The following is a 25,771-nucleotide window of genomic DNA, read 5'->3' on the forward strand; positions in this document are numbered from 1 at the left end:
CCGCTGGCTCGGGCTCGCAGTGGTGGCGGCCGCGACCGTGGCCGACGCGGTGGCCGGCCTGGCGCTGCTGGTCGCCTGGACCGTCCTCGACGACCCTTGCCCGGGCTTCGAGAGCGAGGGGCCGATGGTGTCCCCGGCCTCGGCGTACGGGCGGGTCATGTGCGAGCCGGTCCTCACGCTCGCACCGGCGTCGATGAGCCAGGTCGAGCTCACCGCTGCGTCCCTGGTCGTGCTCGCCGTGGCGCTGGCCGCCGGACTGGTGACCGCGCTGGCGACCGGCCTGCTCGCGCCCGGTCGCCCTCGCGGCTCTCGACGGCTCCTGGCGGGCGGGCTGGTCGCCACGCTGGTGCTGCCGGCGCTGCTCGTGGCGCTGGCCCAGCACACGCTGCCGCGCGAGTGCCCGGGCCAGCGCACGGGCCCCGACTGCGTGCGCGACCGGGAGCAGCGCTGAGGCCGAGGGTCAGACGACCCCGAGCGCCAGCATCGCGTCGGCGACCCTGCGGAAGCCGGCGATGTTGGCGCCGGCCACGTAGTCGCCGGGAGTGCCGTACTCCTCGGCGCTGCTCGCGCAGCTCTCGTGGATGCCGGCCATGATCTGGTGCAGCCGCTCCTCGGTGTGCTGGGCGGTCCAGGAGTCGCGCGAGGCGTTCTGCTGCATCTCCAGGGCGCTGGTGGCCACGCCGCCGGCGTTGGCGGCCTTGCCCGGCGCGAAGAGCACGCCGCCCTTCTGGAAGACGTCGACCGCGTCGGGGGTGCAGGGCATGTTGGCGCCCTCGGCGACCGCGAGGACGCCGTTCTCGACCAGGGTGGTCGCGGCCCCCGCGTCGAGCTCGTTCTGGGTCGCGCACGGCAGCGCCACCTCGCAGGGCACCTCCCAGACGTCGCCGTCCTCGACGTAGCGGGCGCCCTCGCGCTCGTCGGCGTACGCCGAGATGCGGGCCCGGTCGACCTCCTTGACCCGGCGCAGCAGGTCGATGTCGAGGCCGGCCTCGTCGACCACGTAGCCCGACGAGTCGGAGCAGGCCACCACCTGCGCGCCCAGCTCGGCGGCCTTGGCCGCGGCGTAGATGGCCACGTTGCCCGAGCCCGAGACCACCACCCGGCGACCCGAGATGCCCTTGCCGGCCGCGGCCAGCATCTGCTCGGTGAAGAAGACGGTGCCGTAGCCGGTGGCCTCCTTGCGCACCTGCGAGCCGCCGTAGGCCAGGCCCTTGCCGGTCAGCACGCCGGACTCGTAGCGGTTGGTGATCCGCTTGTACTGCCCGAAGAGGTAGCCGATCTCGCGCTCGCCGACACCGATGTCGCCGGCCGGCACGTCGGTGTACTCGCCGAGGTGGCGGTAGAGCTCGGTCATCAGCGACTGGCAGAAGCGCATCACCTCGCCGTCGCTGCGGCCCTTGGGGTCGAAGTCGGAGCCGCCCTTGCCGCCGCCGATGGGCATGCCGGTCAGCGCGTTCTTGAAGACCTGCTCGAAGCCGAGGAACTTCACGATCCCGAGGTAGACCGAGGGGTGGAAGCGCAGCCCGCCCTTGTAGGGGCCCAGCGCGGAGTTGAACTCCACGCGGAAGGCCCGGTTGACCTGCACCACGCCCCGGTCGTCGACCCACGGCACCCGGAAGATCAGCTGCCGCTCGGGCTCGCAGATGCGCTCGATCACCGACTGGTCGGCGTACTCGGGGTGGCGTCGCACCACGGGGGAGAGGGTCTCGAGGACCTCCAGCACCGCCTGGTGGAACTCGCGCTCACCGGGGTTGCGGGCCAGGACGGTCGCGTAGTGCTCGTCGAGCACGGGGTCGAGGGAGGTCATGGAGGCACCCTAGGAGACCGGTGCACCACCATGGGGTGGTGCCCGACCCCGAGACCGCGGCGGCCTTCCTGAGCCGACCCCCTAGGCTGGAGCGGTGCTGAGCATCGACCGGACGACGTACGACGCCATCGTCGCGCACGCCAAGCGCGACCACCCCGACGAGGCGTGCGGCATCGTCGCTGGCCCCGAGGGCAGCGACCGTCCCGAGCGCCACGTCGAGATGGTCAACGCCGCGGGCAGCCCGACCTTCTACGAGTTCGACCCCACCGAGCTGCTCGAGCTCTACAAGCAGATGTGGGACAACGACGAGGAGCCGGTGGTGATCTACCACTCGCACACCGCCACCGAGGCCTACCCCTCGCGCACCGACATCGGGCTCGCGAGCGAGCCCGGGGCGCACTACGTGCTCGTCAGCACCCGCGAGCACGGGAATAACGACGGCCCTGTGGAGTTCAGGTCCTACAGGATCGTCGACGGCGAGGTCAGCGAGGAGGACGTCGCCGTCCTCGACGCGCTCCCCTGAGTGCGACAGCGGTCCCGCACGAGTCTCAACCCCCAGCAGAACCCCAGAACCAGCCAGAACCAGCCCCGAACGAGCTAGGAGCACCTGTGTCCATCGAGGTCCGTATCCCGACCATCCTGCGCACCTACACCGGAGGCGAGAAGGCCGTGAACGGTGACGGTGCCAGCCTGAGCGCCCTCATCGACGACCTCGAGGCCAACCACCCCGGCATCAAGGAGCGCCTCGTCGAGGACAAGAACGGCAAGGACGACCTGCGCCGCTTCGTCAACATCTACGTCAACGACGAGGACGTCCGCTTCATCGGCGGCCTCGAGGCCCCGCTCAGCGACGGCGACCAGGTCGTCGTGCTGCCCGCCGTCGCCGGCGGCTGCTGAGCGGCGCTGACGTGACCGAGCGTCGTACCTTCGTCATCGTCGACGGCGAGAACATCGACGCGACGCTCGGCAACTCGCTCCTCGGGCGGCGACCGACCCCCGAGGAGCGCCCCCGCTGGGAGCGGGTCACGACGTACGCCGAGCGGCTGTGGGGCCAGCCCACCCAGGGGCTGTTCTTCCTCAACGCCTCCAGCGGCCAGCTGCACACGCCGTTCGTGCAGGCGCTGCTGGCGATGGGCTACCGCCCGGTCCCGCTGTCTGGCGGGCACGACGTGAAGGTCGTCGACGTCGGCATCCAGCGCACGCTGGAGGCGATCGCCCAGCGCGGCGACGACGACCCGGTCGACGTGCTGCTGTGCAGCCACGACGGCGACTTCGCGCCGCAGGCCGGGGCGCTGCTCGACGCCGGGCACCGCGTGGGCCTGCTGGGACTGCGCGAGTTCATGAGCACCGCCCTGACCGGCCTGGGTCTCGAGGTGCACGACCTCGAGGACGACGTCGCGGCCTTCCTCTCCCCGCTGCCGCGGGTGCGGATCATCCCGCTCGAGGAGTTCGACCCGGCCTACTTCCTTCGCTGAGGAGCCTTCGCCACACCATGCGCTACGACAACCTGCTCGCCTCCGTGGGCGGCACCCCGCTCATCGGGCTGCCGCGCCTCTCGCCGAGCCCCGACGTGCGCCTGTGGGCCAAGCTCGAGGACCGCAACCCCACCGGCTCGGTCAAGGACCGCCCGGCGCTGCGGATGATCGAGGAGGCCGAGCGCGACGGCACCCTGCGCCCCGGCTGCACGATCCTCGAGCCGACCAGCGGCAACACCGGCATCTCCCTGGCGATGGCCGCCAAGCTCAAGGGCTACCGGATCGTGTGCGTGATGCCCGAGAACACCTCCGAGGAGCGGCGCCAGCTGCTGCGGATGTGGGGGGCCGAGATCATCTCCTCGCCCGCCGCGGGCGGCTCCAACGAGGCGGTGCGGGTGGCCAAGCAGACCGCGCAGGAGCACCCCGACTGGGTGATGCTCTACCAGTACGGCAACGAGGCCAACGCGCTCTCGCACGAGGACACCACCGGCCCCGAGCTGCTGGCCGACCTGCCCGAGATCACCCACTTCGTCGCCGGGCTCGGCACCACCGGCACCCTGATGGGCACCAGCCGGTTCTTCCGCCGCGCCAAGCCCGAGGTGCGCATCGTGGCCGCCGAGCCGCGCTACGGCGAGCTCGTCTACGGCCTGCGCAACCTCGACGAGGGCTTCGTGCCCGAGCTCTACGACGCCGACCTGATCGACTCGCGCTTCTCCGTCGGTCCCCGCGACGCGGTGCGCCGGGTGCGCGAGCTCCTCGAGCTCGAGGGCATCTTCGCCGGCGTCTCCACCGGCGCGATCCTGCACGCCGCCCTGGGCCAGGCCGCCAAGGCGGTCAAGGCCGGCGAGCGCGCCGACATCGCCTTCATCGTCTGCGACGGCGGCTGGAAGTACCTGTCCACCGGCGCCTACGAGGGCACCGTCGACGACGCCGAGGACCGGCTCGAGGGCCAGCTCTGGGCCTAGGCCGGCTGGGTTGCGGCCCCCGTCGGGCTGCCGCCCACCTCGGCGGCCCGTGAGCGCACCAGGGCGGGGTCGTCGGCGCCCGGGGCGTCCATCAGCTCGGTCATCATCCGGCACGCGGCGGCCAGGGTCTGCTGCACGTACTCCGCAGCACGCTCGTGGTCGCCCAGCTGGCCGGCGTACAGCGCCGCGGTCAGGCCCTGCACCACGTTGTCGTTGATCTCCGATGCCTGGCGGCGCCGCTGGTGCATCTCGCCGAGCTGGCGGGCGGCCTCCTCGCGCTCCTGCTCGGCCAGCACCCGGTCGGTGATGTCGATGCAGGTGCCGCGCAGGCGCAGCGGGGTGCCGTCGGTGTCGCAGACGACCTGGCCGTTACTGGAGAGGTGGCGGACCTGCCCGTCGGGGCGCACGATCCGTTCGACCATCTCGTAGGGCTCGCCCGTGGCGTAGGCGTGCTGGTGGGCCGCGGTCACCCGCTCCCGGTCGTCCGGGTGGACGTGCTCGAGGAAGACGGCGTACGACGGCTCGATCGCGCCGGGCTCGTAGCCGTAGATGCGGAACAGCTCGTCGGACCAGGTGTTGGTGTCGCTGGCCACGTGCCAGTCGTAGTCGCCCATCGTCGCCAGCCGCTGCGCGTTGTCGACGCGGGCCGCCAGGTCGGCTAGCTGCTGCTCGGCCAGGTGCCTGGCAGCGCTCTGGCGCGCCAGCTGCTCCTGCAGTGCGGTGACCTGCTCGTCGGTCGTCATCACCTCACTGTGCGCCGACCCGGCGGGCGGTGGGGGCGTTCGCGGGACATTTCACCCAGCGACCCACGCCCTGGCTGTCCCCGTGGCTGTCCCCGTGGCCGTCCCCGTGGCCGTCCCCATGGTCGTCCCTGTGGCCGGCCCCACGGCGTGACCTGCCTCGCGCCTGCGTGCGGGCCGAGGATTCTGCGCCTACCCTTCACCCGTGCCGCCAGAGTCCACCACGCCGTCGAAGGACGCCCCGATCGGGATCTTCGACTCCGGTTTCGGCGGCCTGACCGTGGCCCGCTCGGTGATCGACCAGCTGCCGCACGAGTCGGTGGTCTACCTCGGCGACACCGCCCGCCAGCCCTACGGCCCCCGGCCGATCGGGCAGGTGCGCGAGTACGCTCTGGAGTGCCTCGACCACCTGGTCGAGACCGGTGTGAAGGCGTTGGTGATCGCCTGCAACTCCGCCAGCGCCGCGATGCTGCGCGACGCCCGCGAGCGCTACGACGTACCCGTCGTCGAGGTGATCTACCCCGCCACCCGGCGCGCGGTGGCCGCCAGCCGCAACGGGCGGATCGGCGTGATCTGCACCCGGGCCACCGCCGAGTCGATGGCCTACGACGACGCGTTCGCCGCGGCGCCGCACCTCGAGCTGAGCACCCGCGCCTGCCCCCGCTTCGTCGACTTCGTCGAGGCCGGTGTCACCGCCGGCGACGACCTGCTGGCGGCCGCCCACGAGTACCTCGACCCGCTGAGCGAGGCCGGGGTCGACACCCTGATCCTCGGCTGCACCCACTACCCGCTGCTGACCGGCATCATCTCCTACGTGATGGGCGACGGCGTGACCCTCGTGAGCTCGGCCGAGGAGTGCGCCAAGGACGTCTTCAAGATGCTCGTCGTCAACGACCTGCTGCGCGACGGCGGTGAGCCGCGGCACTCGTTCCTGACCACCGGTGAGCCCGAGGAGTTCGCGGCCGTGGGCCGGCGCTTCCTGGGCCCCGAGATGGTGGCGGCCACCAGCCTCGCCCCGCGCCACGAGAGCCTCGCATGAGCACGGGCATGACCACGCGCTCGGGCGCCGGTACGTCGCTGCGGCTCACGGTCGTCGGCTGCTCGGGCTCCTACCCGGGGCCCGACTCGCCGGCGTCCTGCTACCTGCTCGAGGCCGAGCACGACGACGGCACCGGGCCGCGCACCTGGCGGGTGGTGCTCGACCTCGGCAACGGGGCGCTGGGCGCGTTGCAGCGCTACGCCGACCCGCTGGCCATCGACGCGGTGCTGCTGAGCCACCTGCACGCCGACCACTGCCTCGACATGTGCGGCTACCACGTGCTGCGCCGCTACCACCCCTCCGGCCCGCAGCCGCTGCTGCCGGTGCACGGGCCCGCCGACACCGCCGACCGGCTGGCGCGAGGCTACGACCTCGACCCCGACCCCGGGATGCGCGAGGAGTTCGACTTCCGGGTCTGGGGCGAGCCGGTGCGGATCGGCCCCTTCCACGTCGAGGCGATCCCCGTCGACCACCCCGTCGACGCCTTCGGGCTGCGCATCTCGGTGGGTGGCGTGACCATCGGCTACTCCGGCGACACCGCGCCCTGCCCCGGCCTCGACGCCGTCGCCGACGGGGTCGACCTGCTGCTGGCCGAGGCGTCGTTCCGCTCCGGCGACGACAACCCGCCCCACATCCACCTCACCGGCGCCGACTGCGGCGAGGCTGCGGCCCGCGGCGGGGTTGGCCGCCTGGTCCTCACCCACGTCCCGCCCTGGTTCGACCCCGCCGACGCCCTGGCCGAGGCGGTCGCCGTCTTCGGCGGCCCCACCGAGCTGGCCACCGCCGGGGCGGTCTACGAGCTCTGACCCGGCGGGCTGCAGGAGTCCCCGGCCATCCGGGTACTCCTGCGCTTGTCAGGGGTTGCAACACCCGACAAGCGACGGAGTCCCCGGCCGGCCGGGGATTCATGCAGCTTTCGCCGGGTCGACGTGCGCGAGGCACCCCGGGTCGGGCAGGGTGAGAGCCATGATCATCGTGGATCACCTCACCAGGAAGTACGGCGCGTTCGCGGCCGTCGACGACGTCAGCTTCACCGCCCAGCCGGGCCGGGTCACCGGGTTCCTCGGGCCCAACGGCGCCGGCAAGACCACCACCATGCGGGTGATGGTCGGGCTGACCCCGGCGACCAGCGGCACGGTGACGATCGGCGGGCACGCCTACCAGGACATCCCCAACCCCGGCCGCCACGTCGGCGTGCTCCTCGACGCCTCCGCGCAGCACGCCGGGCGCACGGGACGCGAGGTGCTGACCATCGGTGCGCGCACCATGGGGCTGCCCGACAGCCGCGTCGACGAGATGCTCGAGCTGGTCTCGCTGACCGGCGCGGAGTCCAAGCGCCGGGTGCGCAACTACTCGCTCGGCATGCGCCAGCGCCTCGGCATCGCGCACGCGCTGCTCGGCGACCCGTCGGTGCTGATCCTCGACGAGCCCGCCAACGGCCTCGACCCCGCCGGCATCCGGTGGATGCGCGGGCTGCTCAAGGGGTACGCCGACCGCGGCGGCACGGTGCTGCTCTCCAGCCACCTGCTGCACGAGGTCGAGCAGATCGCCGACGAGATGATCCTCATCGGCCGTGGCCGGGTGGTCGCCCAGGGCGACAAGAAGACCCTGCTGCAGGGCCAGGCCGCCGCGGCCCTGGTCACCGCCACCGACAACGACCGCCTGGCCCAGGTGCTGCGCGACAAGGGCGTCGGCGTGACGGTGTCGGGGGAGGGGCTGCGCGCGGAGTGCGCCACCGTCGAGGTGGGCCGCGCCGCCGCCGAGCACGGCATCGTGCTCACCGACCTGCGCAGCGGCTCGGCCGGGCTCGAGGACCTCTTCCTCGAGCTCACCGCCGGCACCCAGCGCGAGGGCCACCCCGAGGCCGCCACCCAGCAGTCCGGCCAGCAGCCCGGCCAGCAGTCCAGCCAGCAGGGAGTCCACGCATGAGCGCCACCATCGCACCCGTCCCCGGCACGCCCGGTGCCCTCGACATCAGCTCCACCCCGCGCGTCCCGCTGGGCCGCCTGGTCTCGGTCGAGCTGCGCAAGAGCCTCGACACCCGCGCCGGGCGCTGGTTCACCGGCTCGATCGTCGCGCTGTGCCTGGCGATCGTGGTGATCTTCGCGCTCATCTCCGACGGGGGCGGCCTCACCTACGGCGACTTCCTGCTGGTCTCGGGCAGCGTGCTGGGCTACTTCCTGCCCATCCTGGTGATCTTGATGGTCACCAGCGAGTGGAGCCAGCGCACCGGCCTGGTGACCTTCACCCTCGAGCCGCACCGCCCGCGCGTTGTCCTGGCGAAGTTCCTGGCCGCGCTGGTCCTGGGCGCCTCCCTGATCGTGCTGGCCGCCGCGGTCGCGGGCCTGGGCGCGCTGATCGCCGGCGCCGAGTGGAGCGTCGAGACGGGGCTGCTGGTCAACGGCTTCGTGGTGGCCAACCTGATCGGCATCGTGCTCGGCTTCGCCATCGCGATGCTGCTGATGAACACCCCCGCGGCGATCGTCACCTACTTCATCTACACGCTGGTGCTGCCGACGGCCGTGGCCATCCTCGGCGCCTTCCAGGAGTGGTTCGCCGACCTGGCGCCGTGGATCGAGTTCAACACCGCCCAGGCGACCCTCTTCGAGGGCGACTACGTGCCGACCGGCGAGGAGACCGCGCAGCTGGTCACCTCGGGGCTGATCTGGCTGGTACTGCCGTTCGTGCTCGGGCTGCTGCGCCTGCTGCGCGCCGAGCCGAAGTAGCCCGGCACCGCCCGGGCACGCGCCTCGTCGGCGCGGCTGGCTAGGGTCGCCCGCATGACTGCACGCGAGGACGGCCGCGCCGACGACGAGCTCCGCCCGATCACGATCACCCGCCACTGGCTCGACCACGCCGCCGGTTCGGTGCTGGTGGAGTTCGGCCGCACCAAGGTGCTGTGCGCCGCCTCGGCCTCCGAGGGCGTGCCGCGCTGGCGCAAGGGCTCGGGCCTGGGCTGGGTGACGGCGGAGTACGCGATGCTGCCGGCCGCGACCAACACCCGCTCCGACCGCGAGTCGGTCAAGGGCCGCATCGGCGGGCGCACCCACGAGATCAGCCGGCTGATCGGGCGCTCCCTGCGCGCGGTCGTCGACTACGAGGCGCTGGGCGAGAACACCATCCAGCTCGACTGCGACGTGCTGCAGGCCGACGGCGGCACCCGCACCGCCGCGATCACCGGCGCCTACGTCGCGCTCGCCGACGCGGTCTCGCACCTGCGCTCGACCGGCGCGCTCAAGGGCGAGCCGCTGACAGGATCGGTCGCCGCTGTCTCGGTCGGCATCATCGACGGCACCCCGCGCCTGGACCTGCCCTACGTCGAGGACGTGCGCGCCGAGACCGACATGAACGTCGTGATGACCGGCGCCGGCTCCTTCGTCGAGGTGCAGGGCACCGCCGAGGGCGCCGCCTTCGACCGCGCCGAGCTCGACGCGCTGCTCGACCTGGCCGCGCAGGGCTGCGTCGACCTGACCCGCCTGCAGCAGGAGGCGCTCGCACGATGAGCACCGGGCGGCCACGCATCCACCTGGCCTCGCGCAACGCCAAGAAGATCGCCGAGATGCAGCGCATCCTGCGCGAGCACGCGCCCGACCTCGAGGTGGTCGGCCTCGACGACGTGGCGGCGTACGACGAACCGGTCGAGGACCAGCCCACCTTCGCCGGCAACGCGCTGCTCAAGGCCCGCGCCGGGCACGCCGCGACGGGGCTGCCGACGCTGGCCGACGACTCGGGCCTGTGCGTCGACGCCCTCAACGGGATGCCGGGCGTGCTGTCGGCGCGCTGGGCGGGCCCGGCCAAGGACGACGCGGCCAACAACGCGCTGCTGCTCGCCCAGCTCGCCGACGTGCCCGAGGTGCGCCGCGGCGCCCACTTCGCCTGCGCGGTCGCCTACGTCGACGGACCGGGCGAGCACGGCCAGCTCGTCGTCGAGGGCCGGATGAACGGCACCGTGATCGACGAGCTGCGCGGCGAGGGCGGCTTCGGCTACGACGTGCTCTTCGTGGCCGACGAGCACAGCGAGCCCGAGCGCACCAGCGCCGAGCTCGACCCGGCCGAGAAGGACCGGGTCTCCCACCGCGGTCGCGCCCTGCGCGAGATCGCCCCGCTCGTGGCGGCCCGCCTCGACGGCTCCGTCTGAGAGGCTGCCCCCGTGACCCGTCCCTTCCTGCTGCGTCGCCCCCTCGCCCGACTGCTGCTGCGCCTGGTGCGCTGGCGCACGGTGGGGGAGGTGCCCAGCAAGGGCGTCCTCGTCGGCGCGCCCCACACCTCCAACTGGGACTGGGTGCTGACCCTGCTGCTCGCCTGGGACAGCAGGGTCACCATCCGGCTGCTGGTCAAGAAGGAGTTCTTCAAGGGCCCGATCGGCTGGGTGCTGCGCTCGACCGGCGCGGTGCCGCTCGACCGCGCCAACCCCGGTGGCACCATCCGCGAGCTGATCGCCGACGCCGAGACCGACGAGACGTTCCTGCTCGGCATCGCGGCCGAGGGCACCCGCAGCAAGGGGGAGTACTGGAAGTCCGGGTTCTACCGGATCTCCCAGCAGACCGGGCTGCCGATCACGCTGGCCTTCGTCGACAAGCTCACCCGCCGCGTCGGCTGGGGCCCGACCTTCCCGCTCACCGGCGACGTCTCGGCCGACATGGACCGCATCCGCGAGTTCTACGCCGACAAGACCGGCCTCAAGCCCGAGCAGACCACCGAGCCCCGCCTCAAGGAGGAGGGCCCGGCCTGACCCACGAGCAGTCAGGTTCGCACCACCCAGCGGTCACTTCTGCACCTGCCGCAGGGACTGGATCGACCGGTCGAGGGTGCGAAAGTGACCGGTCGATGGTGAGAAAGTGACTGCTCGTGCCGGAGGCGGGACTTGAACCCGCACGCCCTGGGGCACAGGTACCTAAAACCTGCGTGTCTGCCTGTTCCACCACTCCGGCTGCAGGTGGGAGTCTAGGGCGATGGGGCGCACGCGTCTGGCGGGCCTGCTGCTGCTCGCGCCGGTGCTGCTCGGGGGCGGCTGCGGCGACCCCGAGCCGGAGGCTGCCGCGCCCACCCCGACGCCCGCGACCACCACCGGTGTCGAGGTCGGGCTGGCGGCCGAGCTGCGCCAGTCGTCCCTCGACGTGGCGCGTGGGCAGATGCAGGTCTGGGTCGAGAACAACTCGGGTGCGGCGCTGCTGCCGACCGCGGTGACCTACCGCGACGACCGGCTGCGTACGCCGCTCGCGGGCGCTCGGCTGCGGGAGGTGCCCGACGGCGCCCGGTTCGGGTTCGTGCTGGCGCTGCCGCCCCCGACCTGCGGTCCCCGCAGCGCGGAGCGGGGGACCCAGGAGGTGCAGGTGCGCTCCGACCGGGGCGAGTGGAGCGTGCCGGTCGACGACGAGACCGACGTGCTCGGTCGTCACCTGGCCGCCCGCTGCCTCGAGCGTGCCGTGGCGCAGGCGGTGGACCTGCGCTGGCTGCCGGTGCGCCACGACGGCGGTCGCGGGAGCACGGCCACGATGGTGCTCGAGGTCCGCCCGAGCGGTGCCGCGGGGCACGTGCTCGTCATCGACACCATCAGCGGTACGCCGCTCCTGGGCGCTGCGCGGGCCGCGTACTGGTCGCCGGCGGTGCGGGTGCGCAGCGACGGGGACCCGGTGCGGATCGCCCTGGAGGCGCAGGCGGCGCGCTGCGACGACCACGTGTTCATGGAGGGCGGCGGCTCGACCGCCTTCCGTGTCGGCCTGCGCCTCGACGGCCAGGCGGGTCAGCTGCTGGTGCGGATGGACGATCGTGCCTCGGCGAGCGCGGTCGCCTTCGTGCGAGAGAGCTGCGGCCTGTGACGCCCGGCCCGGGGCCGGCAGCGCCCGAGCCGTGGACCGGCGACGGCATCGTGCTGCGCGCCTTCGACTGGAGCGACGAGGCCGACCTGGCGGAGGTCTTCGCCGACCCCGAGATCGTCACCTGGAACCCCGGCCCGCTCGAGGGTGCGCTGGCCTTCATGCGCGAGCGCAACGACTGGAGCGCCGGCACGCACGTCTCGTGGGCGGTCGCCGCCGTCGGGGCCGGTCCGGAGCCGGCGGGCCGGCTGCTGGGCTCGGTCTCGCTGCACAAGATCGACCGCGACCAGGGTGACGCCGAGGTCGGCTACTGGGTGGCGCCGTGGGCCCGGCGGCGCGGGGTGGGCGCCGCGGCGGCCGCGGCAGCGGCGGCGTACGGCTTCGAGCGGCTGGGCCTGCACCGCGCCCACCTCTTCCACGCCGTGGAGAACAAAGCGTCGTGCGCGGTGGCGCGGCGCGCCGGGTTCGCGCTGGAGGGCACGCTGCGCCAGTCGTTCCGCTACGCCGACGGCCGCCACCACGACGAGCACCTGCACGCCCGGCTGGTCACCGACGCCTAGAGCGACAGGTCGCGGCGCAGCTTGGCGACGTGGCCGGTGGCCTTGACGTTGTACTGCGCCACCTCGACCGCGCCCTGCTCGTCGACCACGAAGGTCGAGCGGATCACTCCCTGCACGACCTTGCCGTACATCTTCTTCTCCCCGAAGGCGCCCCAGGCGCTCATCACGGTCTTGTCGGGGTCGGAGAGCAGCCGGATGCCCAGCGCCTCCTTGTCGCGGAAGCGGGCGAGCTTCTCGGGCTTGTCGGGGGAGATGCCCAGCACCTCGTAGCCCTCCTCGCGGAAGGCGTCCTGGGTCGCGGTGAAGTCGCAGGCCTGCTTGGTGCAGCCGGGGGTCATCGCCGCGGGGTAGAAGTAGACGACCACCTTGCGCCCGCGCAGCGACGACAGGGAGACCTCGTTGCCAGCGTCGTCGAGCAGCGTGAAGTCGGGGGCCGGGTCGCCGGGGGACAGGCGCGGGGCGGGGGTCGTGGTCAAGGGATCCTCCTGGGGGCAATCCGGTCCGGGGCTTGTTGCGAACTATTTGCAACAACGTAGGGTGGGCGGTGACGCCCGACCGGCGTCCAACCTAGCCCCACCCCGAGACCTGATCAGGAGCGGCCATGCACGTGCCCGACGGGTTCTTCGACGCCCCCACCTCCATCGCCACCGGCGTCGTGGCCGTCGTTGCCATCGGGGTCTCGCTGCGCGGGGCCCGCCGCGAGCTCGACGACCGCACCGCCCCGATGGCCGGCCTCGTGGCCGCCTTCGTCTTCGCCGCCCAGATGCTCAACTTCCCGGTCGGCGCCGGCACCAGCGGCCACCTGATGGGCGGCGCGGTCGCCGCGGTGCTCGTCGGGCCGTGGACGGCTGTGCTGGCCACCAGCGTCGTCTTCGTCGTGCAGACCCTGATGTTCGCCGACGGCGGCATCACCGCGATCGGCACCAACATCACCGTGATGGGCCTGGCCACCGTCGTCGTCGGCTACGGGGTCTTCCGCGGCCTGCAGGCGGTGCTGCCCAAGCGGCTCGCCCTGGTGCCGGTGCTGGCCGGCATCGGCGCGTTCGCCTCCGTGCCGGTGGCCTCGCTGCTCTTCGTGGCCCTCTACGCCGTCGGCGGGGCCGCCCCGGTGCCGCTCGACACCCTGACCACGGCGATGGTGGGGGTGCACTCGCTCATCGGGATCGGCGAGGGCCTGATCACCTTCCTGGCCGTGGCCGGCATCATCGCGGTGCGCCCCGACCTGGTGCGGGGCGCACGCCCCGTGCTGGCCGAGCGCACCCTCGAGATCCGCACCGAGACCACCGGAGCCACCGCATGAGCGCCGGGCGCCGCACCGTCAGCACCCGCGCCGTCGTCGTCGGCGCCCTGCTGGTCTCGCTGCTGCTGGCCGGGGTCGTGAGCCTCTACGCCGCCTCCACCCCCGACGGACTGACCAAGGTCTCGCAGGACCAGGGCTTCGCCGAGACCGAGACCGAGCACGGCGCGGCCGACGGGCCGTTCGCCGGCTACGACGCCGGGTTCGTCGACGGCGACCTGGGCGGCGCCGTCGCCGGGGTCGCGGGCGTGCTGGTGGTCCTGGTGCTGGGCACCGCCCTCACCGCCGTCGTACGCCGCCGCCCCGGCGCCGGCGAGCCGCTCGACCAGACGGGACCCTGAGGTGGGCGCTGGGCACGGGCACCGTCTGCACTACCACGGGCACTCGCCGCTGCACCGCGCCCCGGCGCACCTGAAGCTGCTGGGCCTGCTGGGCTTCATGCTGGTCGTCGTGGCCACCCCCGACCACTGGTTCGCCGCCTTCGGCGCCTACCTGCTGGTGCTGCTGGGGGTGGTGGCGCTGTCGCAGGTGCCGCCCACCTACCTGCTCAAGCGGATGGTCGTCGAGGTGCCGTTCGTGGTCTTCGCGCTGGTGCTGCCGTTCGTGGCCTACGGCGAGCAGGTCGAGGTCCTGGGCCTCTCGCTGAGCCGCCCCGGCCTGCTGGCCGCCTTCGGGATCCTGGCCACCGCCACCCTGGGCGTGCTGGCCTCGCTGACCCTGGCCGCCACCACCGAGCCGCAGGCGCTGCTCGCCGGCCTGGAGCGGCTGCGGGTGCCGAGCCTGCTGGTGCAGATCATGTCGTTCATGGTGCGCTACCTCGACGTGGTCACCGGCGAGATGCAGCGGATGCGGGTGGCGCGCGAGTCGCGCGGCTTCAGCGCCCGCGACCCGCGGCAGTGGCCGGTGATCGCCCGCTCCACCGGCGCGCTGTTCATCCGCTCCTACGAGCGCGGCGAGCGCGTGCACCTGGCGATGCTCTCGCGCGGCTACACCGGCACCATGCCCGAGCACGGCGGTCACCGGTGAGCGCGGGCCGGGAGCCGCCCGTCCTCGACGTGCGCGGGCTCGCCTACGCCTACCCCGACGGCCACCAGGCCCTCTACGGCGTCGACCTGCAGGTGCACCGCGGCGAGCGGGTGGCGCTGCTGGGGCCCAACGGAGCGGGCAAGACCACACTGGTGCTGCACCTCAACGGCATCCACACCGCCGGCGCCGGCTCGGTCAGCGTGAGCGGGCTGCCGGTCGGCAAGGAGCACCTGCAGGAGGTGCGCCGCCGCGTCGGGATCGTCTTCCAGGACCCCGACGACCAGCTCTTCATGGGCAGCGTCCGCGCCGACGTCGCGTTCGGCCCGCACAACCTCGGCCTGCGCGGCGCCGCGCTCGAGGCCCGGGTGATGGCCGCGCTCGAGCAGGTCGGGATGGCGGCGTACGCCGACCGGCCGCCGCACCACCTCTCCTTCGGCCAGCGCCGCCGCGTGGCCGTGGCCACCGTGCTGGCCATGGAGCCCGAGGTGCTGGTGCTCGACGAGCCGTCCTCGAACCTCGACCCGGCCTCGCGCCGCGAGCTGGCCGACGTGCTGCGCGCGCTCGACGTGACGGTGCTGATGGTCACCCACGACCTGCCCTACGCCCTCGAGCTCTGCCCGCGCTCGGTGGTGCTGCACGACGGCCAGGTGGTCGCCGACGGCGCCACCTACGACGTGCTCACCGACGACGCGCTGATGCGGGCCCACCGCCTCGAGCTGCCCTTCGGCTTCGACCCCCGCACCGTCGGGGCGCCGCCCGCCGCCTCCCGGGGTGGTCACGGGTCGGGGTCCGGTGTTGATAGCGTGACGACGTGACCACGGACCCCAGCGCCCTCGAGCGTGAGATCGAGGAGACCCGCGAGCGACTGGCGGGCACCATCGACCAGCTGCTGCACCGGGCGAGCCCCAAGACGATCGTCGGCCGCGAGATCTGGAGCATCAAGGCCCACTACGTCGACCCGCAGACCGGCGAGCCGCGCACCGACAACATCCTCAAGACCGTCGGTGCCGTCGTGGGCGTCGTCGTCGCGTTCGTCGCGGTCCGCAAGATCACGTCCTGAGCAGCCACAGCACACCCGGCACACCCAGCACCCCGAGCGACCGGCAGCGCATGAGCGAGAAGACTCCGATCAAGATGCTGCACGACCGGGTGCTGGTCGAGCTCGACACCGAGGCCGGCGAGCGTCGCTCCTCGGGCGGCATCGTCATCCCCGCCACCGCCGCCATGGGCGCCCAGCGCCTGGCCTGGGCCCGGGTCGTCGGGGTGGGCCCGCAGGCCCGCGCGGTCGAGGTCGGTGACCGGGTCCTCTTCGGGCCCGAGGACAAGGCCGAGGTCGAGGTGCACGGCGAGACCTACGTGGTGATGCGCGAGCGCGACGTGCACGCCGTGGCCGCCGAGCGTGTCGGCGACCAGGCCACCGGCCTCTACCTGTGAGCCGGCCCCGGCACCACGCGGGCCGCGTAGTCTGGCAGCACGACCACAGGGCCGAGCCGGCCCGACAGGGGGACACGTGCACGAGACCGGCAACGACCTGGCGCTGAGCATGCTGCGGGAGCGGGTGCGATCGGCACGCGACGAGGTCGCCCTGCGCCGCCAGGACCCCGGCCGGCGCGACGACCTGGGCCGCGCGCACCTCGAGCTGCGCCGCTCGCTGGAGGCGCTGGTGCACGAGCTCGAGCAGCGCCGGCTGCCGGTGCCCTACGCGCTGCACGCCGAGCTGCGGCTGCACCAGGACATCGACCCCCGCTGACGCCCGCGGTCCGACGGGGTAGGACGCGTGCGTAACGCACGTCACCCCGCGCCGTTAGGGCAGTCATGCCCCCCACCCGCCGGCCCGCCCGGCTGATCGCCACGCTCACCGCCGCGGTCCTCGCGCCGCTGGCCACCGTCTCCCTCAGCGGCGCGGCCCAGCCGGCAGCCCAGCCGGCACCCCAGCAGGTGCTGCAGGAGCGCGGCAAGGCCGGCCTGCGTGCCGAGATCACCTGGACCGAGCACGGCATCCCGCACATCGAGGCGCGCGACGTCACCTCGCTCGGCCTCGGCAGCGGTTACGCCGCCACCGAGATGACGGCCTGCACGCTCTTCGACACCCTGGTCACCGGCCGCGGCGAGCGCTCGCGCTGGTTCGGCCCCGAGGCCCGCTACAACGACCAGGTGACCCTCGACGCCACCAACCTGCAGGTCGACACGCTGGTCACCGACCTGCGCGACCGCGAGGTGGTCGAGACCCTGCTGGCCGACGACGTGCGCGGCCCCGGCCGCGAGGCGCGGGCGCTGGTGAAGGGCTACGTGGCCGGCGTCAACGAGTGGGTGCGCGAGAACGACGTGCGCGACGAGGCCTGCCGCGGCGCGGCGTACGTGCGCCCCGACGTCACCACCCTCGACCTCTGGTACGGCGTCTACCTGGCCAACCTGCTCGCCTCGACCGGCGTCTTCGTGCCGCAGATCGCCGACGCGGCGCCGCCGGGCCCGGGCGACCCCGGCCTGCCCTCGCTGCCGGTGCGCGCCGCCGACGTCGACCGCGACGCGCTGCTCGCCGCGCTGGGCCGCGACCCGGAGGCACCCTTCGGCTCCAACGCCACCGCAGCCGGCTCGGCCGCCACCTCGACGGGTGGCGGGATGCTGCTGGGCAACCCGCACTTCCCGTGGCGCGGTCGCTACCACTTCTTATAGGGACCTCCCAGGGCTGTTCTGTTTACACACTCGGTGGTGCTCTTCGTGGACCAGGACAAGCAGGTACCGGTACACCATGATGACCCGCCACGAGGATGGCTGGGAGACCTGTCACTGGGTGTATCCCGATGGCTGGGCGAGTTGCACAGGCACCGTGCGGCGCATGCCGTACCCCAGTGACCGAACCGATGAGCAGCGGGACCTGCTGGAGCCTGTCCCCGACGCGCCGGGCAAGCGGGGCCGCAGGCAACGCCGACGACCTGCGGAGCATGGTGGACGCGATGCTGTACATCGCCCAGACCACATGCGGTTCTCGGCTAGTTGGGGGTGGCGGTGGTGACTGTGACACGGCTGGCGACGTCGGGTTCAGATGTCAGCAGCCAGGCCGTGTAGGCGGTGCAGCCGCCGAAGATGAGCCCGGCTATGCCGAAGGGCGTGGCAAGCCCGGCGGTGGAGGCGATGGGGCCTGCGATGGCTGCTCCGACGACGAGCCCGATCAGGCCTGAGAGTTTGAATAGGCTGTTCTGCCGCCCGCGCATGTCGTCGGGCACCAGTCGCTGACGCAGTGATACGACGCAGATGTTCCAGGCGGTGACGTGGAAAATGTAGGCCGCGAGCAGAACGGCTGCGACGTAGGGGCTGGTCGTGAAGAAGAGCCCCAGCATGGTGATCGAGCCCAGAGCCAGCGCCCCCGGCACCAACAGCCTGTAACCGAGGAACTGCCGCATCCTCGCTGTGGAGGCAGAGGCAAGGAGGCCGCCCAGTGACGAAACGGCGAGGATCAGGCCGTAGCCGGTGGATGTCACGCCGAGGGTCTCGGTGGCGTAGAGCACGATGATGGAGAAGGTCATCATGTAAGCGACGCTCGCGAGGCCGCCGGTAATCGCCAGTCCGAGCAGCAACTGTTGGCTGCGGATCCAGGTGGCGCCCGCAGCGGCATCGCGCCACATCGAGGGCCTTTTGGTTGCACCTACGTCGCTTTGCGCCGGGCGTGGTTGACGGGGTATAGCCAGGAACAAGAGCCCCGCTGCCCCGTAGAGAGCCCCTGTTGCGGCTAGAGGCGCAGCGACCGCGAGGGCGAACAGGAAACCTCCGAACGGAGGCCCGACGAACTCGTCGGCCACCAGTTGAGCAGTCGCGATGCGTCCGTTCGCCCGGTCCAGATCATCTTGCTCGACCAAGTCGGGCAGGACTGAGATGGCGGCGTTGTCGGCGGCAATCTCCATTACGCCGACGAGGGCGAAGGCGATGTACAACAGCAGCAAGGACTCCACGCCGACGGCGAAGGCCAGCGACAGCGCGAGAAGGGTCGCGCCTCTGAGCACATTCGGCAGCCACATCAGCAGCCGTCGATCTACCCGATCGACGATCACCCCCACCGGCACCACTAACAGCATCCGGACTCCGGAGTACACGAGGGCCAGCCCAGCGATCAAGGTCGGATTCGTGGTGATCGAGGTCGCGACCAGAGGGATGGCCACGAAGGCAACGCCATCAGCCATGTTGCCCGCTGCGTTGCCGGACCACAGCCACCGAAAGTCGCGCCCGAGAGAAGACATGGGGCACAACCTCTCACGGCCTGCGGACAGGTCCCAGTCAATTACAGAATGGGAGAAGCGCACGTCCATCGGCACGACCGCGCGGACGGCGGCAGAACCGGATGGTCGCCGGGCGTACGCTACGCGCCAGATGTGTGCACCTGTAGGCAAGCCGCATCGCGGGTTGAGGGGCATCATGTCGGCGGCTTCCGGTAGACCTGCCACGTGAGGGACACCAAAGCCCTGGTAGTCGACGTGGATGGCGTCGTGTCCCCTCTTCACGGGACGACGACCTGGGGAGATGACGTCGTCGCGGGTCGGCTGCTGGGTCCGGTGCTCGTCTCCGCGAGCCTGTGCGTGCGACTCGATGCGCTTGCTCAGGTGCCGGGGGTGCGGTCCTGGTGGCTCACTGACTGGGACGCCGAGATGCGGTCCTCAATGCGTCCCTTTCCAGGCCGTGACTGGCCATCGATCGCCGGTCCGGAGGAGGGCCGCATTCGCGCCCACGAGCGCGCTGGGAAGGCGTGGGACCTTATGCCTTGGTGGAAGTGGTGGGCCCTTGACGCGTGGCTGGACGACAACTACGACGTCTCCACCATCGTCTGGTGCGATGATGACCTGGGCCGCAAACTCGATCAGGGGGAAGCCTCCGAGCACGCAGAGCAAACGAGAGGCGAGTTCTGTGCAACGCGACTGCAGGAACGGGGGATCAGGGCGCACCTCATCGCGCCCGACGCCGAGCGCGGGCTGACTCCGCACGAACTGGCCGATATCGAACGGGCACTTCGTCGGTAACCCCTACCTCCGACGTTCAGTGCATCAGGTGCTCGCTACTGCAATTCGCGCGACTGCGCGGATCGCGGCAGATGAGCGCGCATCATAGGAAGCGTCGAACAGTCGTCTACGCCGATGACAAGATGGCTTCCATGCGTAGACGACTCGGTGTCGCGCCTGCTGGCGCTCTCATGCTGATGGCTCTCTCAGCCTGCAGCGACTCAAGTGACCCGACGAGTACGCGGGGAGTCGAGGATGTACAGCCGACCTCTGAGGTCGTCATCGAGGCACGCGCCGTCGCCGCACTCGCCGCGAACACTGTAGTGAGCCAGAGTCGGCCCGTTGACGTGTCCGTGGATGAGACGGACTCTTCAACCGAGGTGTACGTCCGCTGGAAGCAGGATGCGCCGGTGACGCTAGTTCGAGTGGTGCTGGCTGCGAACGACCGTGCCATAGTCGGGGCTTGCGACGAAGTGGACCTGCCATGTGAATCAGGCAGTTCCGACGCCGGGGACTTCGTCGTGCTCCGGTCGTCCAAGAGGACGGTCGAAGGGTTCCGGCAGTCAGATGACGGCGGCTCTCTGACCATGACCGCGTATGGCACGGGCGATACGTTCGAGGTCGTGCAGGCACTCTTGACCAACCGCGACCTGAACTGGACCGTTCCTGAGAGCGTCAACCTCGATAACCGCTGGGCAGGGCGCCTGTCCCCGGTGCGCATCGGGAGTGACGCCGAAAAGATGAGCCGCTGACCGTCCGCTCATCGGCACGAGCGAGATGCGGTTGCGGCATGTGCGGACGCTGGGAGCCCAGACCTGAGATGGTGCAGCCATGGACCCGGTCTTGGGGGAGTCGGTCGCGCCCGTGCTGCGCGACTTGGCTCGCGCGCAGATCAACGCGCCGACACTTGACGAAGACGACTGGATCGGCGACCGCGCGTACGTGTCTTGCATGATGTGGAGCGCAGACGGCAGCGGCTCGGGACTGTCAGTGCGACGGGCAGCATCCTGCGAAGAACGCATTGCGCAGGCGGCCGACCAGGTGCAGGAATGGGCCATCGAGGACCAATTGTGGGGCTCCGCACGCACCAACTGGCCTCCGTGCCCAAGCCACCCCGCGAGTCACCCATTGCAGGCGAGCGTTGTCGAGTCGAGTGCGGTGTGGGTGTGTCCCGCCGATCGCTCTGTGGTGGCTCCCATAGGTGAGGCTTAGTAAGACCCATCCGGACATCGGCAGATCCGGTAACTGGCGTCACCAATAGGGACACACCCAGTCAGACCTCGTCTGGGATGTCGGAAGAACCGACAGGACGAAGGCTCCGAACAGGTGTCGCCTGGCCCGGCTGGGCTTCGCGTTGCAGTAGTTCGAACTCGGCCTGCTCGGCTCTCGCGATGGCGTCTTCCAGTTCGTTCTTGAGCCGCGCTCGGACCTTCATCGACACGGCGTCCTTCTCACGAAGACGGTTGACCTCCACCTGCTTGACGTGTGCGGCTCGGATGAAGTGTTCGGCAGCCTGCTTCCAAGAGTCCCGCAACTGAGACAGCCCTAGCCGCTGGTCGTTGAGGACCTCGACCTGGTCGGTGAGGGTCGCTACCTGGTCCCGTAGTTCTCGTTCCCTCGGAGTGGTCGGCTCGCCTGGTGCTTGTGCCCTCAGCACTGCAAGGGTGTGTGCGTCGCGTTCTTCCTTGTACTCGCGGTTGAGCCGTGTGCGCGCTACCCCGGACTCCTCAGACAGGGCTATGACGCTGAGACGCCCTACCTCGACTTCGATGGGGTTGCCGTCAAGCATCCTTTGGGACGCTGCCTGGATAGCCCGCACCACCTTTGGGTCACGTCGTGGCATCAGAAGCCTCCTGCTCCGAACCAGAACGTGACAGCCTCACGTCACGTTCGCTGACCTTGAAGAGAGTGAGTAGCCGTCCGACCTGGGCCTCGCTGAGACCGACCTCTTTCACGAGTAACCGGTGGGTCCGCTGGGCACGTCCGTGGGCTTGGCGACAGGCATCGCCGCAGAACTCACGAGCCCGACCTTGGCGTCGCTCAGCCTGCTCGATGGGCTTGAGGCATCGCTTGCACCAGCCTGGTGCTTCAGTCGCCATCGGACACCCCGCCCGCTTGGTTGGTCACTTCGACTATCGGCAGGTACCTGCGTTCACGGTGGTGTTGGTCGACGTCCTGTTCCGCCTGCTCTGCGACCTGGAGGAGTCGAACCCTGAGGGGCTCCGGGGTCAGGGGTGATTCGGCTTCGATGCGGTTGCGCTCCGCCTCTTTCGCGAGAACGTCCATCTGGATGTCGGTGCGGGCATGGCAGGTGCAGTTTCTGACGCAGGACCCACGGTCGGGTGCGTCGTCGGTGCCTGCGCACTTGGCTCGGGCAGGCACGTAGACGCACAGGCTGTGCTGACTTGGGTTGTCGTACACCTGCGCGTCGGCGTCGCTCAGAATCTCCGCAAGGGCCGCTGGCGCCACGTAAACGGCTCTCAGAGGCTGGGCCAACTGGGCTGCGGCGATGAGTCGGTCCGCTGAGGGACCAGACACTCCTGCGCCGTTCAGGATTGCTTCGCTCACCGACACCAGGGTTGCTCGGTGGACGGCGGCAGCGTCGGCGTCCATCATCTTCGTCACGCCAGCGTTGCGCATCGACGCGTAGCCGTCTCGGCCCAGCGTGGTGCTCGCTTGCTTGTACTGGTTGCCCAGTGCGAACTCACCGTCCGGCTGGTTCAGGATGTTCCAGGACGCGGTGCGTCGGAACTGCCGGGTCGTGACGTCAGGTTCCTGGTCGCCGCCGATGCGGAATGCGCCGGGGAGTCGGTCCTGGAGCGGCAGGTTGTTGACGTGCTTGATGAAGTCGTCGATGCGGGCGTTGATTCGCACGGTGCTGATGGGCTTGCCGTCAGGCCCAGGGAAGAGCCAGCGACTGTCTTCAGCGAGCCTGGATGCGAGATGCGCCGCGTCTGCTCCGGGCTTGATGGTGGCCCACTTTTCACTCGTGCCACCGGACTCCTGGCCCTTACGAAGGGTTCCTCGCACGAGGTAGCCGGTGATGCCGCCTGGTTCTGGTGCCGGGACCTCGATGATGCAGCCCTCGCGTTCAAGAGTGCGCAACTCTTGTGGCCTGCATCCACTGAGGTAGGCCAGAACGATGAAGCACGCCGTCTGGAGATGTCGAAGCGCCCGAGCGCCGTTGACTCCGCGCGTCTGGTTGCCCTTGGACACGTCGTAGAACTCGATGTCGTCGGCCCAGGGGAGGCCGTCGTGCAGCGTCGCGGTGACGGTCACACCGAGGTCGCATCGCAGGTCGCGGTCGCGGATGATGAGTGGTCGTCGCTTGCGGTGCGTATCCCACCAGACCCTGAGTGATGTGTAGTCGATGCCGGACAGGTACGACAGGTAGTGCAGGGCTGGGGTGGGCCTCGGTAACTGCGGATCGAGCGGGATGCGATGTCCGGTCTGTTGGAGGTAGTCACGCATCCAGGCCCCGACCTCTTCCTCGGAGACCGGTCGAGCAGAGGCTAGACGATTCCGCACCAGGTCCCGTGCGGGCAGGAGGTCGCGTGAGAAGTCACGCACGTAAGCCAAGGACCAGGTGAGCAGCGGGTCCAGAACTTCGGGGTCGATGACAGCGAAAGCGGACCCGTCCGGGTCGACTTGCACCCGCCCAGTGCCGGGGGTGTCCCACTTCCAGGACGGCACGGGGAGTTGGTCTTGTGAGGGCAGCCACTTCGCCATCTGGCTCAGTCGCCACAGTGGGTAGAGGCTTGCTCTTACCGACTGGTCTTCGATGTCCCTCTGGGCTAGAGCGTTGGCGTACTGGTCCATCAGGGCGGGCGTGCAGTCGGCTAGGACCTCAGCCTCGGCGATGGCTTCAGCCCACTCCATGAACCGGCGCAGGGCGCGAAGGGTTTGGTAGACGGAGGGGGCCGGTACGTAGGGAGACCCTGGCTTGCTGTCAGGAGCCATGGCGACAGTGGCCGGAACGCGGCGGTTGATGAGGAGGTAAGCGATTCGCTTGAGCGTTTCGATGCGCTCTGGGTGGTAGACGACTCCAGTGGCGCGGGTGGTTGTGAACACGAGCGCGACGGGGGACACGCCTGGGTCTTGGTTGAGTGCGGAGAGGTCCCACCGGTCATCCCCTGCAACAGGGACGGCAGCGGCGGTGTTCAGGATGCGATGGGACTCGATTGCGGGGGTGTCGGGACTGAGGCTGACGACTTCTCCGGCATCGACCTCTTCCGCGAGAGCCTCCACCCACTCCGCGTCACTGGTCGACATCAAGGGCTCCTTCGAGGACGCGCGATACGTTGAGACGGTCGGCCCTGGTGGCTCGCTGCGCGGCTTCTCGGATGCCGTCTTGGTCGAGCCGGACCTCGTTGACAAGGAAGGCGTGCAGGCGCAGGTAATCGTCGCGCCATTGTTCCCAAGCCGTGCTGGTCATGGTGCTTCGCAAGTCTTCGAGAGCCCCATGAAGTAGAGCCAGTCGGGGTACGTGACGGGCGGTGGCGATGGCGTTGGTGCAAGCAAGACACATCAGGAAGTTGTCGCGGCAGATGGTGCCGGTGACTGGGTGGTGGGTGATGTCGGCGCACGCAACAGTCGCCGTGTCCTTGAGTCCTGAGTTGACCTCGGCGCTGACCTCGGCTTCGGCGCTGATTCGCAGCGCCATTCGCTGGTGCGCGGTGGCGACCGACTGCGTGAAACCGTCTCGCGCTGTCGCGTCTGCTTGCGCTCGCGCTTCGGGGTTCTTGGCGAGGTACGCGCGAGTGTGGGTGTTGCGGGTGTTGTGGGTGGGCGCACGATCGATGACGACTTGGTACGTCCGGTGAAGCATCTGGAAGTCGAGGTGCAACCCGGTCGGTATCCAGCCGCCATCTCGGTACTGGTCCGGCACTCCGGACATGAGCCCCTGCATGAGGCTGCGCTGGGAATGTCCACTCGTCTTGGTGATGGCAGGTCCGGGGCTGCCGTATATCAGCAGAGTCGTAGTGGCTAGCCCTCTTGCGGAGGCGTGATGCCGCGCCGGGTCGGTGGCTTCGTGTAGCAGCCTGAACACTCGTCCCGTGCGCAGCGTGGCAGATCCCACCTCGTGAGCAGCCTCTTCCGGATCTTCGATGTCGTCGTTCGAGTCCTCGTGGATGCTCGTGAAGTATCGATTGCTTGTTCGCCGGGCCTTGTCATTGAGCACAGCGAAGAACTCGCTGTCGGGGTCGCCTACGCCAACGCTTCGGTCTGCAACGGTGAGTCGGTCGATGGTGCTGGTGTTGTAACCCTCGCGACAGGTGAGAAGGGTCGCTGCGGCTGATGCCTCTCTTGCCGTGAGAAGGAACCAGTGTTTGAACATGTACCAAGAGTTCGCGTCGGGGTATCGCAAGTCCGTTACAGAAGGAGAGCCCAGGTCCCTTTTGTAGACGGCATAGGTCGGCCGCTCACTATCTGTGAGCAGTAACCAGAGGAGGCGCTTGCGCCGGTCTTCTGACCCTGCCGGGAGGTCGCGCCACGCGGGAAGTGTTGAGCCGACGAATGCGTCCGCATAGGCGCGGGTGATGCGCCGGTGGGCTTGACTGACCACTCGTTGTGCAGCATCAGCGAGCGCCAGGAACTCGTCTCTGGTGTAAGCGGCGCGGTCGCTCTCTCCTCGGCGTCCTCCCGTCCGTGTGCCAACGAACCACGCGGTCCGAATGGGGAGGTTCGGCGCGACAAGGAGCAGAGACCTGATGTGCACCTTGAAGGTCTGCAGTGTCGCTTCCGACCAACCGGTGGCGAGGTCCTCCACCATTGCGGCGTACACGTCGACTTGCAGGTCGGCGAGAGACCCGATGCCCTGCTCGTCACACTTGCCCAGCAGATGCCTGGCAGCGTTGAGCCCCCGGAACACGGTGGCGGTCTCGCGCCAGTCGACCTTGGTCTTCTCCTCGAACGCGCGCAGCATGTCAAGCCGCAGGGCTACTGACCCCGGCTCGCCGCTGAGGTCAATCACCCGTGGCTCGTCTTCGCCCGGCACCGTCCAGGTTAGTGAGAGACGGCCTGCGTCGAGGCGTGACGGGATGGGCTGTCCCTTGGCACG

31 protein-coding genes and 1 tRNA gene are annotated in these 25,771 nt (G+C 70.3%); 24 read left to right on the forward strand and 8 right to left on the reverse strand.

Annotated features, from left to right (window positions below):
• Positions 1 to 22: 22 nt before the first annotated feature.
• Entirely contained in the window at positions 23 to 451 is a 429-nt protein-coding gene (locus QWJ41_RS03250; RefSeq protein ID WP_302705738.1) for a hypothetical protein, read from the forward strand.
• A 9-nt stretch (positions 452 to 460) separates the two neighbouring features.
• On the opposite strand, the gene gdhA is transcribed toward QWJ41_RS03250, so the two are convergent.
• On the reverse strand, positions 461 to 1,807 hold the full coding sequence (gdhA, locus tag QWJ41_RS03255; RefSeq protein ID WP_302705739.1) for an NADP-specific glutamate dehydrogenase: 1,347 nt from the start codon (positions 1,805 to 1,807) through the stop codon (positions 461 to 463).
• A 94-nt stretch (positions 1,808 to 1,901) separates the two neighbouring features.
• Between gdhA and QWJ41_RS03260 the strand changes: the two genes are divergently transcribed.
• The 4 genes from QWJ41_RS03260 (at position 1,902) to QWJ41_RS03275 (ending at position 4,247) form a co-directional block, all read left to right on the forward strand.
• The gene (locus tag QWJ41_RS03260) at positions 1,902 to 2,330 is read left to right on the forward strand and encodes a M67 family metallopeptidase (protein ID WP_302705740.1); all 429 of its coding nucleotides are present in this window, start codon (positions 1,902 to 1,904) and stop codon (positions 2,328 to 2,330) included.
• An 86-nt stretch (positions 2,331 to 2,416) separates the two neighbouring features.
• Positions 2,417 to 2,704, forward strand: coding sequence for a MoaD/ThiS family protein (locus tag QWJ41_RS03265; protein WP_302705741.1), 288 nt, complete (start codon positions 2,417 to 2,419; stop codon positions 2,702 to 2,704).
• Positions 2,705 to 2,715: 11 nt separating this feature from the next.
• Complete coding sequence (locus QWJ41_RS03270) at positions 2,716 to 3,282, forward strand: NYN domain-containing protein (protein WP_302705742.1); 567 nt, start codon at positions 2,716 to 2,718, stop codon at positions 3,280 to 3,282.
• 17 nt (positions 3,283 to 3,299) lie between these two features.
• Positions 3,300 to 4,247 carry a PLP-dependent cysteine synthase family protein gene (locus tag QWJ41_RS03275; RefSeq protein ID WP_302705743.1) on the forward strand — a complete coding sequence of 316 codons (948 nt, stop codon included), beginning with the start codon at positions 3,300 to 3,302 and terminating at the stop codon, positions 4,245 to 4,247.
• On the opposite strand, the gene QWJ41_RS03280 is transcribed toward QWJ41_RS03275, so the two are convergent.
• Complete coding sequence (locus QWJ41_RS03280; protein ID WP_302705744.1) at positions 4,244 to 4,990, reverse strand: PAS domain-containing protein; 747 nt, start codon at positions 4,988 to 4,990, stop codon at positions 4,244 to 4,246. The two genes, QWJ41_RS03275 and QWJ41_RS03280, sit on opposite strands and share 4 nt — an antisense overlap.
• A gap of 202 nt (positions 4,991 to 5,192) precedes the next feature.
• Between QWJ41_RS03280 and murI the strand changes: the two genes are divergently transcribed.
• The 7 genes from murI to QWJ41_RS03315 all read left to right on the forward strand — a co-directional run bounded on the left by murI (position 5,193) and on the right by QWJ41_RS03315 (position 10,758).
• A complete protein-coding gene (murI, locus tag QWJ41_RS03285; protein ID WP_302705745.1) occupies positions 5,193 to 6,026 on the forward strand; it encodes a glutamate racemase in 834 nt (277 codons plus the stop codon).
• Positions 6,023 to 6,832: an MBL fold metallo-hydrolase gene (locus QWJ41_RS03290; RefSeq protein ID WP_302705746.1), complete on the forward strand. Its 810-nt coding sequence runs from the start codon at positions 6,023 to 6,025 to the stop codon at positions 6,830 to 6,832. The genes murI and QWJ41_RS03290 overlap by 4 nt, the downstream gene beginning before the upstream one ends.
• Positions 6,833 to 6,992: 160 nt before the next feature.
• Positions 6,993 to 7,955 carry an ABC transporter ATP-binding protein gene (locus QWJ41_RS03295; RefSeq protein ID WP_302705747.1) on the forward strand — a complete coding sequence of 321 codons (963 nt, stop codon included), beginning with the start codon at positions 6,993 to 6,995 and terminating at the stop codon, positions 7,953 to 7,955.
• Positions 7,952 to 8,752 (forward strand): ABC transporter permease, encoded by an 801-nt coding sequence (locus tag QWJ41_RS03300; RefSeq protein WP_302705748.1) that lies wholly within the window; start codon positions 7,952 to 7,954, stop codon positions 8,750 to 8,752. Before QWJ41_RS03295 ends, QWJ41_RS03300 begins: the two co-directional genes overlap by 4 nt.
• A 54-nt stretch (positions 8,753 to 8,806) precedes the next feature.
• Positions 8,807 to 9,529, forward strand: coding sequence for a ribonuclease PH (gene rph, locus QWJ41_RS03305; RefSeq protein ID WP_302705749.1), 723 nt, complete (start codon positions 8,807 to 8,809; stop codon positions 9,527 to 9,529).
• Positions 9,526 to 10,164, forward strand: coding sequence for an RdgB/HAM1 family non-canonical purine NTP pyrophosphatase (gene rdgB / locus QWJ41_RS03310; protein WP_302705750.1), 639 nt, complete (start codon positions 9,526 to 9,528; stop codon positions 10,162 to 10,164). Before rph ends, rdgB begins: the two co-directional genes overlap by 4 nt.
• Positions 10,165 to 10,176: 12 nt before the next feature.
• Entirely contained in the window at positions 10,177 to 10,758 is a 582-nt protein-coding gene (locus tag QWJ41_RS03315; RefSeq protein WP_302705751.1) for a 1-acyl-sn-glycerol-3-phosphate acyltransferase, read from the forward strand.
• 117 nt (positions 10,759 to 10,875) lie between these two features.
• On the opposite strand, the gene QWJ41_RS03320 is transcribed toward QWJ41_RS03315, so the two are convergent.
• Positions 10,876 to 10,957: transfer RNA gene (locus QWJ41_RS03320), tRNA-Leu, on the reverse strand.
• A 21-nt stretch (positions 10,958 to 10,978) separates the two neighbouring features.
• Here QWJ41_RS03320 and QWJ41_RS03325 point away from each other — a divergent pair.
• Positions 10,979 to 11,845, forward strand: coding sequence for a hypothetical protein (locus QWJ41_RS03325; RefSeq protein ID WP_302705752.1), 867 nt, complete (start codon positions 10,979 to 10,981; stop codon positions 11,843 to 11,845).
• Positions 11,842 to 12,402, forward strand: coding sequence for a GNAT family N-acetyltransferase (locus QWJ41_RS03330; protein ID WP_302705753.1), 561 nt, complete (start codon positions 11,842 to 11,844; stop codon positions 12,400 to 12,402). Before QWJ41_RS03325 ends, QWJ41_RS03330 begins: the two co-directional genes overlap by 4 nt.
• On the opposite strand, the gene bcp is transcribed toward QWJ41_RS03330, so the two are convergent.
• Positions 12,399 to 12,878, reverse strand: coding sequence for a thioredoxin-dependent thiol peroxidase (gene bcp / locus QWJ41_RS03335; protein ID WP_302705754.1), 480 nt, complete (start codon positions 12,876 to 12,878; stop codon positions 12,399 to 12,401). The genes QWJ41_RS03330 and bcp overlap by 4 nt on opposite strands.
• Positions 12,879 to 13,003: 125 nt before the next feature.
• Between bcp and QWJ41_RS03340 the strand changes: the two genes are divergently transcribed.
• From QWJ41_RS03340 to QWJ41_RS03375, 8 genes are all read left to right on the forward strand, one after another.
• Complete coding sequence (locus tag QWJ41_RS03340) at positions 13,004 to 13,702, forward strand: energy-coupling factor ABC transporter permease (protein WP_302705755.1); 699 nt, start codon at positions 13,004 to 13,006, stop codon at positions 13,700 to 13,702.
• On the forward strand, positions 13,699 to 14,040 hold the full coding sequence (locus QWJ41_RS03345; RefSeq protein WP_302705756.1) for a PDGLE domain-containing protein: 342 nt from the start codon (positions 13,699 to 13,701) through the stop codon (positions 14,038 to 14,040). Before QWJ41_RS03340 ends, QWJ41_RS03345 begins: the two co-directional genes overlap by 4 nt.
• A 1-nt stretch (position 14,041) precedes the next feature.
• The gene (cbiQ, locus tag QWJ41_RS03350; RefSeq protein WP_302705757.1) at positions 14,042 to 14,725 is read left to right on the forward strand and encodes a cobalt ECF transporter T component CbiQ; all 684 of its coding nucleotides are present in this window, start codon (positions 14,042 to 14,044) and stop codon (positions 14,723 to 14,725) included.
• The gene (locus QWJ41_RS03355) at positions 14,722 to 15,540 is read left to right on the forward strand and encodes an energy-coupling factor ABC transporter ATP-binding protein (RefSeq protein WP_302705758.1); all 819 of its coding nucleotides are present in this window, start codon (positions 14,722 to 14,724) and stop codon (positions 15,538 to 15,540) included. Before cbiQ ends, QWJ41_RS03355 begins: the two co-directional genes overlap by 4 nt.
• Entirely contained in the window at positions 15,537 to 15,785 is a 249-nt protein-coding gene (locus QWJ41_RS03360) for a DUF3618 domain-containing protein (protein ID WP_302705759.1), read from the forward strand. Before QWJ41_RS03355 ends, QWJ41_RS03360 begins: the two co-directional genes overlap by 4 nt.
• Before the next feature lie 50 nt (positions 15,786 to 15,835).
• Positions 15,836 to 16,159, forward strand: coding sequence for a GroES family chaperonin (locus QWJ41_RS03365; protein WP_302705760.1), 324 nt, complete (start codon positions 15,836 to 15,838; stop codon positions 16,157 to 16,159).
• A 76-nt stretch (positions 16,160 to 16,235) separates the two neighbouring features.
• Positions 16,236 to 16,475, forward strand: a complete 240-nt coding sequence (locus QWJ41_RS03370) for a hypothetical protein (protein WP_302705761.1) — start codon at positions 16,236 to 16,238, stop codon at positions 16,473 to 16,475.
• A 65-nt stretch (positions 16,476 to 16,540) separates the two neighbouring features.
• Positions 16,541 to 17,398, forward strand: coding sequence for a penicillin acylase family protein (locus QWJ41_RS03375; RefSeq protein WP_302705762.1), 858 nt, complete (start codon positions 16,541 to 16,543; stop codon positions 17,396 to 17,398).
• A gap of 317 nt (positions 17,399 to 17,715) precedes the next feature.
• Here QWJ41_RS03375 and QWJ41_RS03380 read toward each other — a convergent pair whose 3' ends face one another.
• Positions 17,716 to 18,957 carry an MFS transporter gene (locus QWJ41_RS03380; protein WP_300388491.1) on the reverse strand — a complete coding sequence of 414 codons (1,242 nt, stop codon included), beginning with the start codon at positions 18,955 to 18,957 and terminating at the stop codon, positions 17,716 to 17,718.
• Between the two features lie 204 nt (positions 18,958 to 19,161).
• On the opposite strand from QWJ41_RS03380, the gene QWJ41_RS03385 reads away from it, so the two are divergent.
• Both QWJ41_RS03385 and QWJ41_RS03390 read left to right on the forward strand, forming a co-directional pair.
• A complete protein-coding gene (locus QWJ41_RS03385) occupies positions 19,162 to 19,731 on the forward strand; it encodes an HAD domain-containing protein (RefSeq protein WP_302705763.1) in 570 nt (189 codons plus the stop codon).
• A gap of 71 nt (positions 19,732 to 19,802) precedes the next feature.
• Positions 19,803 to 20,462, forward strand: a complete 660-nt coding sequence (locus QWJ41_RS03390; RefSeq protein WP_302705764.1) for a hypothetical protein — start codon at positions 19,803 to 19,805, stop codon at positions 20,460 to 20,462.
• A gap of 521 nt (positions 20,463 to 20,983) precedes the next feature.
• Here the strand turns inward: QWJ41_RS03390 and QWJ41_RS03395 are convergent.
• From QWJ41_RS03395 to QWJ41_RS03405, 3 genes are all read right to left on the reverse strand, one after another.
• A complete protein-coding gene (locus QWJ41_RS03395; RefSeq protein ID WP_300388485.1) occupies positions 20,984 to 21,499 on the reverse strand; it encodes a hypothetical protein in 516 nt (171 codons plus the stop codon).
• A 299-nt stretch (positions 21,500 to 21,798) separates the two neighbouring features.
• Positions 21,799 to 23,982 (reverse strand): hypothetical protein, encoded by a 2,184-nt coding sequence (locus QWJ41_RS03400; protein WP_300388483.1) that lies wholly within the window; start codon positions 23,980 to 23,982, stop codon positions 21,799 to 21,801.
• The gene (locus QWJ41_RS03405; RefSeq protein WP_302705765.1) at positions 23,969 to 25,684 is read right to left on the reverse strand and encodes a hypothetical protein; all 1,716 of its coding nucleotides are present in this window, start codon (positions 25,682 to 25,684) and stop codon (positions 23,969 to 23,971) included. Before QWJ41_RS03405 ends, QWJ41_RS03400 begins: the two co-directional genes overlap by 14 nt.
• Positions 25,685 to 25,771: the final 87 nt, after the last annotated feature.

The organism is Nocardioides cremeus (assembly GCF_030518195.1).
In the GTDB taxonomy this organism is placed as follows: Bacteria; Actinomycetota; Actinomycetes; order Propionibacteriales; family Nocardioidaceae; genus Nocardioides; species Nocardioides cremeus.